General features: G+C 55.0%; 2 protein-coding genes and 1 pseudogene. 1 reads left to right on the top strand and 2 read right to left on the bottom strand.

What is annotated here, in order from left to right; translation table 11 throughout:
• Both MV985_RS08960 and MV985_RS08955 read right to left on the bottom strand, forming a co-directional pair.
• On the bottom strand, positions 1-504 hold a 504-nt coding region (locus tag MV985_RS08960; RefSeq protein WP_297465488.1), incomplete at its 3' end, for an SLC13 family permease.
• Positions 505-586: 82 nt separating this feature from the next.
• Positions 587-1,045, bottom strand: a complete 459-nt coding sequence (locus MV985_RS08955; protein WP_297465486.1) for a hypothetical protein — start codon at positions 1,043-1,045, stop codon at positions 587-589.
• A 94-nt stretch (positions 1,046-1,139) separates the two neighbouring features.
• Between MV985_RS08955 and MV985_RS08950 the strand changes: the two are divergent.
• Positions 1,140-1,510, top strand: a pseudogene (locus MV985_RS08950) (hypothetical protein); the annotation flags it as partial.

The raw sequence follows: 1,510 nt of genomic DNA, 5'->3' as shown, positions 1-1,510 counted from the left end.
CTTTCTTAGAGGAACCGCTGGAATCTCCCCAACTTCAAGCCTTCTATCCCCCACTGAGAGCGCGAAAGCCAGGAGGAGCAGAAGCCAGAGGAGGACGAAGGGAAGCATGGCCCAGACGAAAGCCCCGACGGAGAGGCCGTAGGTCTGCCAGATTATAACGTTCTGCGGGTTTCCTATCGGCGTTAAAGCGGAGCCGGCGTTGGCCGCTATGGCGGAAAGAGTAACGGCTTTTGCCCTATCTATGCCAGAAAGCTCCGAGGTGAGGGCAACCAGAGGTATGAAGACGAGCATAGCTGTGTCGTTCATTATAAAGGCGGAGGTGAACGCTATGACCGGCAGGAGGATCAGCATCAGCCTCCTCTCGGAGCCGGACGAGAGGGCTATTAACCTTGAGGAGAGCCGAACGAAAACCCCGGAAAGCTCGAGGGCCTTCGAGGCTATGACGAGTGAGGTTATAAGCGATAGGCTTCCCCAGTCAATTAAAGCCGGTGTCCTCGAAAGCAGCGAAGGATTGAGGAGAAGGAGGACTAAGTAGAGCGAGAGCAGGAAGAGGAGGAACCACTCCCTTTTGACAAATTCCCGTATTCTACAGTCCGTGTCTCCTCACCTCCTCTGTAAGGCCGTAGTCCGGCACAAGCTCCCTTCCGTCCCTGCTCACGCGAGCATGGAGGACTATAAAGCTTTTCCATGCCAGAGGCACGACCCAGCAGTCCTCGGGTTCCCTGAACTCACAGGCATCTATAACTTTCAGCTCCTTCAGGATTTCACGGGCTTTGTCCTCAACGGAGGAGCATTCAAAGTCTCCAAAGTGGCCCGGAAATCCCTTAGGAAGAGGAGTTCCGCTCAATGGGTTGAAGTGCATCCTGTCCATCGCGAAGTCGAGGTAGAGAACAGGAACGTCAATTCCATCGGGCCTCCTTAGAGGTTTTCCAGGTCTGAAGAGCGGCAGGGCTTTCTTCACGAGCTCTATAGCTTTCTCCGCGTCTTCTTCAGCCGGAGGTTCACTCCTCCATTGGGGGCCTCGAATCGGGGGTAAGTCCGGCATGGCATCACCGGGAAAACTACTCGTGAACCCGTATAACCTTTCCCCAAATCCGTCCAGAAAAGGATTTAAACGTGAAGATTTAGGAGAAATGGTGATGATGATGGGCAGGGTTTTCAGAGTCCCCAGAGAGCCCGGAGCGGGCGGAACGATAATCCTCTCGATGATAGGCGGTCTAATCCTGGCCCACGCCGACTGGAGGTGCTGGCTCATAGGAATCGCCGTTGCACTCATCACGTTCTTTACCTTCGACTACGCCTTCGACTCATACAGGGCGTGGAGGCTCAGGGACATGGCCCTCGCCCTTGGCATTAACGGGCTTGCATACCTCCTTCCGGCGTGGTACTGGTTTGGGAAGGGCATCCTTGAACCGTCCACAGACAATCCCCTTTTAATCCCGCTTGGCATCGTCGCGGTCCTCTTCGCCCTCCACTTCGCGTTCTCCAGAAAAAAGGGCTGGAAGAACCC

Source organism: Thermococcus sp. (assembly GCF_027012695.1).
Lineage (GTDB): Archaea > Methanobacteriota_B > Thermococci > Thermococcales > Thermococcaceae > Thermococcus.
This window is presented reverse-complemented; position numbering and strand designations above follow the sequence as displayed.